The sequence below is a fragment of the Clostridium sp. HV4-5-A1G genome (assembly GCF_900184915.1).
Lineage (GTDB): Bacteria > Bacillota > Clostridia > Clostridiales > Clostridiaceae > Clostridium_B > Clostridium_B aromativorans.
Map to the genome: position 1 here is coordinate 1 of NZ_FXYI02000161.1, position 8,405 is coordinate 8,405.

7 protein-coding genes are annotated in these 8,405 nt (G+C 35.0%); 6 read left to right on the top strand and 1 reads right to left on the bottom strand.

Annotated elements, in window-relative coordinates; translation table 11 throughout:
• Positions 1–568 precede the first annotated feature (568 nt).
• The 5 genes from J5G60_RS14510 to J5G60_RS14530 all read left to right on the top strand — a co-directional run bounded on the left by J5G60_RS14510 (position 569) and on the right by J5G60_RS14530 (position 7,605).
• A complete protein-coding gene (locus tag J5G60_RS14510; protein WP_150358395.1) occupies positions 569–1,735 on the top strand; it encodes an iron-containing alcohol dehydrogenase in 1,167 nt (388 codons plus the stop codon).
• A 519-nt stretch (positions 1,736–2,254) separates the two neighbouring features.
• Positions 2,255–3,601 carry a peptide MFS transporter gene (locus J5G60_RS14515; RefSeq protein ID WP_150358396.1) on the top strand — a complete coding sequence of 449 codons (1,347 nt, stop codon included), beginning with the start codon at positions 2,255–2,257 and terminating at the stop codon, positions 3,599–3,601.
• Positions 3,602–3,705: 104 nt separating this feature from the next.
• Entirely contained in the window at positions 3,706–4,587 is an 882-nt protein-coding gene (gene pepI, locus J5G60_RS14520) for a proline iminopeptidase (RefSeq protein WP_150358397.1), read from the top strand.
• Between the two features lie 149 nt (positions 4,588–4,736).
• A complete protein-coding gene (locus J5G60_RS14525) occupies positions 4,737–6,536 on the top strand; it encodes an aminopeptidase P family protein (RefSeq protein ID WP_150358398.1) in 1,800 nt (599 codons plus the stop codon).
• 190 nt (positions 6,537–6,726) lie between these two features.
• Complete coding sequence (locus J5G60_RS14530) at positions 6,727–7,605, top strand: methylenetetrahydrofolate reductase (protein WP_150358399.1); 879 nt, start codon at positions 6,727–6,729, stop codon at positions 7,603–7,605.
• 149 nt (positions 7,606–7,754) lie between these two features.
• Here J5G60_RS14530 and J5G60_RS14535 read toward each other — a convergent pair whose 3' ends face one another.
• Positions 7,755–7,985, bottom strand: a complete 231-nt coding sequence (locus J5G60_RS14535; RefSeq protein ID WP_150358400.1) for a helix-turn-helix domain-containing protein — start codon at positions 7,983–7,985, stop codon at positions 7,755–7,757.
• Between the two features lie 192 nt (positions 7,986–8,177).
• Between J5G60_RS14535 and J5G60_RS14540 the strand changes: the two genes are divergently transcribed.
• Positions 8,178–8,318 carry an aspartyl-phosphate phosphatase Spo0E family protein gene (locus J5G60_RS14540; RefSeq protein ID WP_150358401.1) on the top strand — a complete coding sequence of 47 codons (141 nt, stop codon included), beginning with the start codon at positions 8,178–8,180 and terminating at the stop codon, positions 8,316–8,318.
• The last annotated feature ends 87 nt before the right edge of the window (positions 8,319–8,405 follow it).

Below are 8,405 nucleotides of genomic sequence, written 5' to 3' on the forward strand. Positions count from 1 at the left end.
CACGTTTTTTTTTTCAAGCAGAAGACTGCATACGATATCTAGTACGGTCTATTGGGCTCGGAGATGTTTATAATAGACAGGAATTATGATAAGATTTTGAATAAAAAATTAACTAAATATGAAAATCATTGAGATATCCTGTGTTATAGCTAATATAGAAATTAAAAAGAAATAAATAATTGAGTCTTATTATTAGTGAATAATTAATCAATATATTGCCAAAATTATAACAATTGAAAGTTTTTATTGACATTGTATTCAAACAGTAATATCATATATCATAAAGACGTCAAATATTTAAGAAGTGATTTTTGATGTAGATAGAACTGTTGATGCATCACATAAACATAAAGGTTTCAGCAAACTTGTTTTTACTGGTTTTACCGAGGTGGGTTATGAAGTTGCAAGAGAAACTGCAAATAAATTGATACCTGCAGCTCTTGAGTTGCTAAGAATATATTTATAAATATATCTAAAAATAAATTGGGAATGTATTGATATGGAGGGCGTAGTTTTATTTACTTGAAATAAAAATTAAATTATAGTATTGATAAGGAGGAATTAGAAAATGGAAAGATTCACAATACCGAGAGATGTTTACTTTGGTAAAAATTCTTTAGAACATTTAAAAGATCTGGAGGGCCATAGAGCTGTAATTGTCGTAGGTGGAGGCTCCATGAAAAGGTTTGGATTTCTGGATAGAGTTGAATCCTATTTAAAAGATGCCAATATTGAGTTCAAGCTAATTGAGGGAATTAAACCGGATCCATCTGTTGAGTCCGTTATGGAAGGTGCCAAAATTATGAGGGAATATGGGCCTGATTGGATAATAGCAATGGGCGGAGGTTCGCCTATTGATGCAGCCAAGGCCATGTGGGTGTTTTATGAATATCCCGACTTTACATTTGAAGAGGCAGTAGTTCCTTTTGGAATACCTAAGCTGAGGAAAAAGGCAAAATTTATAGCCATACCTTCTACCAGCGGAACGGCTACCGAAGTGACCTCTTTTGCTGTGATAACTGATTACAAGACGCAGATAAAATACCCTATGGCGGATTTTAATTTAACTCCTGATATAGCTATAATAGATCCGGCACTTGCAGAGACCATGCCTAAGAAACTTGTGGCATATACTGGAATGGATGCATTGACCCATGCAATAGAAGCTTATGTAGCAAGCTTACATTCTGATTTTTCGGATCCACTTGCACTTCATGCTATAGAGATGATTAACAAATACTTATTGAAATCCTATAAAGGAAATATGGAAGCCAGGGGTCATATGCACATAGCTCAGTGTCTGGCTGGCATGGCGTTTTCGAATGCACTTCTGGGGATAACCCATAGCATGGCCCATAAGACCGGTGCTGTATTTCACATACCACATGGATGTGCCAATGCCATATTTCTGCCATATGTGATAGATTTCAATAAGGATGCATGCCCTGAAAGATATGCAGAAATAGCTAGACTTCTTAAACTTTCTGGAGATACTGAGGAGGAACTCACAGATTCCCTTACTGATATGATTAAAAATATGAATAGAAAAATGAATATTCCCCTTACATTAAAGGATTATGGAATAAGCGAAAGTGATTTCAAGGATAATTTGGATAGAATATCTCATAACGCCATGGAAGATGCCTGCACTGGAGCTAACCCTGCAAAGATAACTGAAGAAGAGATGAAAAAGTTGTTCCAGTATATATATGAGGGTAAAAAAGTTGACTTTTAAATGAGTGATTTTATATTTTGAGGAGACCCTACGTAGATTTTATACAATATAAACATAGATAGCTACTATATTATGTGGTGGATATCTATGTTTATTTTTTTTAATAACTTTTATTGGTCAACGTATCTAGATTTGGAATAAAATATTCGTTACACAAAATGTTGACTAATAACTCCTGTTCAATACTTGATTGAACAAATTGCGAGGAACGTCTGTGTAAATAACAAGTTTGAACAAATTTGACAATGATCTATAAAAAGTTCGAACATATTTAATTTATTTTTTATATGTATAAAATTTGTAGAGAGATGTATATGAATTAAGCAAAATAAGATATTATGCCTAAAAAAAGGGCTTATAGAAGTTGAACTAGTAAAATATGAGAGCTTAAAAAAATAATTATTATACTAATACTGTAAAGTTACACAAAAAAGTTTATAAATAGTGTATAATAAAAATGTATTCTGATTCTTTAGAATTATATATCCATTATTTAATTTTTTATAGGAGGGATAAGAAATGGAAAACGCAAAAAGAAGGCCATTTGGATTTTATGTATGTTCATTTGCCTTCACATTGGAAAGGTTTTCATTCTATTCGGCAAAATGGCTGCTCACAATATTTGTGGCCACCGCTGTAGCTAGTGGAGGGCTCGGTCTTACCACTGCCGATGCAGCAAAGATGTCTGCAAACCTAGTTGCCTTCACTTATCTTGCCCCATTAATTGGGGGATTTATATCTGACCGTCTAATAGGCGCCAGATACCTTGTTCCAATTGGAATGATTTTGATGGGGGCAGGCTATCTGGTTGGATGGCAGGCTTCAAGTGCCGCCATGATCAACATTATGATTGTTTTGGTATCTATTGGCACCGGATTGTTCAAGTGCCAGACCAACGCTATTACAGGAAGACTATTTAATGACCCAAAACAGCTGGATTCCGCATTTTCTATTCAATATTCTTTTGTCAACATTGGCTCTTTTATCGGTACTACAATTATAGGTGTACTTGCAGGAAGTAAAGGTTATACTTTTTGTTTCCTGATTTGTGCCATAATGATGTTTCTTGATGCTGTCTGGTTTATTTTCGGGTGGAGATTCCTGGGGGAAGCAGGCAAAAGGCCGTTCAAAGTTGATGAACGTAAAGAGAAAAAGGAAAATAAACCTGCAGAAGAGAAGAAACCTCTTACAACAATAGAAAAGAAAAGAGTGGCTGCCATAATTCTGGTATCTTTCTTTTCTGTAATATTCTGGGTATTCTGGTATCTGGCGTATATGCCTGTATACTTCTACTGGGGCGGAGACCATGCAGCTGCCAACTGGATGATAGGTAGTTTCCAGGTTCCAACATCTTGGTTCGATTCATTAAATGGATTGATGTGTATCACGCTGGGGCCGGTTCTTGCTGGATTGTGGGCAAAATTAGCCAGAAGACCTCAAGGGGATTTGAGCATGTTCAAGAAAACTGCTTTGGGAATGTTGTTATTGGGATTATCCTATGTAATATTTGCAATGGCTGATGTTACAAGAGGAGGACATCTTGCATCGCTTGGGTGGATTGTTGCATTTGGTGTTGTATTGTCTTTTGGTGAAATGGTATTTTCACCGCTGGGAAACTCATTCATCAGTAAATTTTCTCCACCTAGATTATTATCCAGTATGATGAGTGTTTGGGTACTTGCTGTGTTCTTTGCAGCAAAATCTTATGGATGGATATATGAATTTACATTGAAATTTAAATTTGCTCCCACATACTTCATAATTGCAGCTATTGCTATTACAGCTGGTATTATTCTTTGGTCATTAGATAAAAAATTGAACAGTCTGGTTATAAAAGACGAGGAATCAAGTAATCAGGTTAGCTAATGAATTAATTATTGGAAGGCAATAATATGAATGCAAAAAGAGTGAACAGAACACTGAAATCAATGAAGTATCGTCAATGCAAATAGATTGTAAGGAGGTTATTTATGAAGATTACTGAAGGCTATATGCCCTATTTAGAATATAAAACTTATTATCGTATAGTAGGTGAATGTACAGGAAATAAAAAACCGCTGCTTTTATTGCACGGCGGTCCCGGCTCCACTCATAATTACTTTGAAATGCTCGACAAGTTGGCAGAAGATGGGCGTGCAATTATCATGTATGACCAGCTGGGATGCGGATTGTCTGCAACACCCTCACGCCCTGATTTGTGGTGTGCAAAGACATGGATTGAAGAATTAATCCAACTGCGTAAGTACTTATCCCTAGATGAAATCCATTTATTAGGACAATCTTGGGGTGGAATGCAGGCAATTCAATATGCTTGTGAATACAAACCGAAGGGAATTAAAAGTTATATACTATCCAGCACTCTACCATCTGCCTCATTGTGGGAAAAAGAACAGCGTAGAAGGGTCACGTATCTTCCACAAAAAATGCAGGATGCTATTGCAGAAGCAGAAGAATCCGGCGATTATTCATCAAAGGAGTATAAGGATGCAGAAGCAGAATTCATGCGACGTTACTGTGCAGATCCAGTAGGTCCGGATTCACCAGAGTGTTTAAAGCGTCCAAAAGTTACCGGGACAGAGTCTTATATAACTGCATGGGGACAAAATGAATTCACTCCAACAGGTACATTAAAAGACTTTGATTTTATGGAACAAATTGAAGATATTCAAGAGCCTTGCTTAATTATCAGCGGTCTTCTTGATCTCTGCTCTCCACTTATTGCAAAGACGATGTATGATAAGATTCCGAATTCAAAGTGGGAATTATTTGAATTCAGCCGTCATATGCCCTTTGTAGAAGAGAATGAGAAATATATAAAAGTGCTTAACAGATGGCTGAATGAGAATGATTAATTTTCTATTACAGTGAGATAACTGTTGTGATATAATTGTAATCTTTTAGCAGCAAAAACTTTTCTAGTTTTTGCTGCTAATGTTAAATGATTTTATAATGAATCAATCTACTTTGACAGCAAATTATAAAATGAAAGGGAGTAATAAACATGAGTGGAAACAAAAAAGAAGTGATTTCAAAACTTAGGGTACTTATGAAAGAAAATGGATTAGATGCTTATATCATTCCATCTTCAGATAATCATCAAAGTGAGTATGTAGGAGAATTTTTTAAGGCAAGGGCCTATGTATCAGGGTTTACGGGCGATGCTGGAACAGTTGTCATTACAAGGGATGAAGCAGGACTTTGGACTGATGGAAGGTTTTTTCTGCAAGCTGAGTATCAACTTAAAGGTAGTGGAATCAAGCTCTTTAAAATGGGTAATCCAGGCGTGCCTACCGTATTTGAATATTTGGAAGCTGAAATGCCCAATAATGGGAAGCTGGGATTTGATGGCCGTCTTATTCCCGTACAAGAGGGAGAGGAATTGATCCAGAAGCTTGCTGATAAGAATGTATCGGTGGAATATAACTGTGATCTTGTTGGCCAAATATGGGGAAATCGTCCTAAATTGGCAAATGAACCTGTTTTCCTTCTCGAAGAAAAGTATTCTGGTGAAAGCACAGCATCCAAATTGTGCAGACTGAGAAACACAATGAAAGAAGCAGGGGCAAATTACCATGTGATCACAACTTTGGATGATATTGCATGGCTACTTAATATACGTGGAAATGACGTTATGTATTCACCATTGGTTCTCTGCTATGCTGTTGTTTCCATGGAAAAAGTATATTTGTTTATTGAGGAAAGCCGGATTGATGCTAAAGTTAAAGAATCTTTAGATAGAGATAATGTAGTGTTAAAGCCCTACAACGATATTTATGAATATGTCAAGAGCTTTAAGACTGAAGACACGGTGCTTATAGATCCAGATCGTATCAATTATGCACTGTATAAGAATATTCCAGTTCATACTAAAAAAATAAAAGTGGATAATCCTACTGTTCTGTTCAAATCCATTAAAAATTCTGTAGAACTTGCCAATATTGAAAAAGCTCACGTTAAAGACGGAGTTGCTATTACGAAATTCATGCACTGGTTAAAAACAAATATAGGAAAAATAAAAATCACGGAAATCAGTGCTTCTCAAAAATTGGAGGAGTTCAGAAAAATGCAGGATAATTACTTGTGGCAAAGTTTTGAACCGATTTGTGCTTTTAAGGAGCATGCAGCTATGATGCACTATACTTCTACATCTGAAACGGATGTAGAACTTACAAAAGGATATTTCTTCTTAACGGATACTGGTGGAAACTATCTTGAAGGTTCAACGGATATCACAAGAACATTTGTCCTTGGTGAAGTGAACAAGGAGCTTAAACACCATTTCACAGTCGTAGCCAGAAGTATGATGAATCTGGCGCGTGCTAGATTTTTATATGGATGCAAAGGTTACAATTTAGATGTGTTAGCTAGAGAACCCATCTGGAGTTTAGATATAGATTATAAATGTGGAACTGGCCATGGTGTTGGCTATTTGCTAAATATTCATGAGGCTCCCAGCGGTTTCAGGTGGTATGTTGTACCATCCAAGCATGAAACTCATGTATTGGAGGAAGGTATGGTGATAACTGATGAGCCTGGTATTTATATAGACGGCTCTTATGGCATTCGATTAGAGAATGAACTTATTGTTAGAAAAGGAATTCAAAATGAATTCGGGCAATTCATGTACTTTGATCCTGTAACGTATGCTCCAATTGACTTGGATGCCATAGACCCAGAAGACCTTAGCCGCGATGAGAAGGTGTATTTAAATAGTTATCATAAACTTGTGTATCAGAAGTTAGCACCTTATTTAACTGAGGAAGAGCAATCCTGGTTAAAATTGTATACAAGAGAAGTTTAAAGGATTGGATGATATATAATCTTGTAAAAGATACGAACATATGATAAAATAAATCTACATATTTGGTTATATATGTATGTTTTGTACTGTTGACAATGTATTGAAAAGTATTCAATTAACGAGGAGATGATAGATAAAATGTCTATTATTTTGCTGAGATGAATAAAAAATTATGATTGAAGGGTTAAATATGAAAATATCTGAAATTATGAAGCAAAAAATGAGCTTTTCCTTTGAAGTATTTCCGCCTAAAATGGATCAGCCTATGGATAATCTTTTAGACACCTTAGAACATCTTTATGTTTTTAATCCTGATTTTATTAGTTGTACTTATGGTGCTGGTGGAACAAATGCAGGGCGGAATGTTGAAGTTTGCAGGGCTATTAAAAAAAGTGGAAGGACTATTCCTGTAACTCATTTTACATGTATTGGCAATACAAAAAAAGACATAAAAAAAAGTCTGCAGACGTATTTGGATATGGGCATTGATCACATTTTGGCATTACGCGGTGATTTCCCAAAGGGCTGGGAAGGAACGAGGGGTGATTTTGATTATGCAAATGAATTAGTTGCATTTATTAAGAAAAATTTTCCTGAATTTTGTATTGCTGTAGCAGGTAATCCGGAAAAGCATTTTCAAGCGGACTCTTTTGAAGAGGATATTGCCCATCTTCGCGTGAAGCAGGATGCAGGTGCCGATTATATAATGACTCAATTGTGCCATGATGTAGATCAGTATAAATGGTGGGCTGAGAAAATTCGAAAATCAGGTATTTTACTGCCAATCGATGTGGGGGTAATGCCGGTACTTTCAAAAGATCCTATCATTCGCATGACAGTTTCTAATGGCAGTGCGATTCCAAGAGAATTGGCAGAAATAATTGCAAGATATGGTGATAATCCAGAGGATTTTAAAAAAGCAGGAAAAGAATATACGGTAAAGCAAATTTATAGATTCATAAATGCAGGAATAAACGGACTTCATATTTATTCTCTAAACAGGTGGAAAGACATAACCGACATTTTAGATGAATCTGGTATCCGAAATTTAAATGAACCGTTAGAATAGATATAGAACAATTAGTTATAAACATGTCAATAATATTATTTAAATACGAAAGATTAATGAAGGCCCCATCTTTTTAAGATGAGACCTTTTAACTCATTCAATTTATTTATAAATATGAATCAAGTTGGCGAGAAAATAGTATTGTTTTTTTAATTGTCCTCCATTGTTTTTTCGATACTTGAAATAAAATCACTGGCTTTTATATTTAAACTTTTGCAGATTTTAAAAATTGTGTTTAAAGTAGGATTTCGCTTTTCGCACTCAATCATGCTGATATAAGTTCTGTCAATATTACATTTATGAGCAAGATCCTCTTGAGATAATCCACATTTTATTCTGCGGTTTTTTAAAGTTATAGCAAGTGCATTTTCTAATGTCACGTAAACCACCTCTTAAATATAATTCTAAAAAAAATGTTGCAATTTGTCTGCATACTATAGTCTACAATGAGCGATTTTTATGATATAATTTAGAAGTGTTTTAAATTATAAAATATTAGCGGTTTATTGAAATGCTATGGTGAATGATAAATTTTAATTTGTTATTTATGAGAAAGGTGGGTTGGAAATTACGTGATAGATGATAAAGTAAACGATTTGAGAGAAAGGTTACATAAATTAATTGAAAAAGAAGCGGACTATAATGAAATATTAAGGGCAAGTCAAAAATTAGATAAGTACATAAATCAAGCTACAAAAAGTACAAGCAGTTAAAAAGTTTTCCAGATTAAAAAGGGGGAGCTTTATGGAATAAATATTAATTTAAAAATTACTATAGGATATATGTTCCTGTAGTAATTT